The following is a 747-nucleotide window of genomic DNA, read 5'->3' as shown; positions in this document are numbered from 1 at the left end:
CTTAGCCGCGATTGGTGTCTTGATTCAGATTGTCGCGTTCGGTTCTATCCCTGTGGTGGCGATTGCTCTCGTCTTCTCATTCGGCTTCTATGGCTTGTTAAGAAAGAAGGTTAGCCTCGAAGCACAGACCGGCCTATTTATTTAAACCTTAGTGATGCTACCTGCTGCTACCATCTACCTGCTGTTTATCGCGGATAGCGCAACATCGGACTTAGCGGCGAACCCAATGACGCTCAACCTGCTGCTGATCGCTGCTGGTATCGTTACAACCTTACCTCTGCTGTGTTTTACTGGCGCTGCAACGCGACTCAAGCTATCGACACTCGGCTTTTTCCAGTACATCGGCCCAAGCTTGATGTTCTTATTAGCGGTTCTCATTTATGGCGAATCCTTTACGACAGATAAAGCCACTAACTTTGCCTTTATTTGGGGCGCACTGGTGATCTTCAGCTTTGATGGATGTGATCATTTTTTACAAGACAATTTAGAAATACAGAGATAAGCTTGGTTGAATTGATGATAATTTAACCAAGCTTTTTTATACCATGGATAAAGTCCACTACTACTCAACACCCACTGAAGATATCAGCCTGATCCAAGCTCAATACCAAGAGTTTGCCTTTCAGCGCCACTATCATTTGGACTTTCACATTGGTTTGATTACCCAAGGGCAGCAAAAATTCGCCTATAAGGGTACTAGCCATCATGTGGGTGCAGGTCAGGTAGTGATTATGCCTCCGGATGAGC

At 45.5% G+C, this 747-nt stretch carries 1 protein-coding gene and 1 pseudogene; both read left to right on the top strand.

The genetic code is table 11. From position 1 onward, the window contains the following. Window positions 1-502: pseudogene (rarD, locus tag KIV40_RS34890) on the top strand (EamA family transporter RarD); the annotation flags it as partial. A gap of 43 nt (window positions 503-545) precedes the next feature. Further along, window positions 546-747 (top strand): AraC family ligand binding domain-containing protein (locus KIV40_RS34885; protein ID WP_285354043.1); only part of this gene is annotated, 202 nt, incomplete at its 3' end.

The organism is Vibrio sp. D173a, from assembly GCF_030248475.1.
This window is presented reverse-complemented; position numbering and strand designations above follow the sequence as displayed.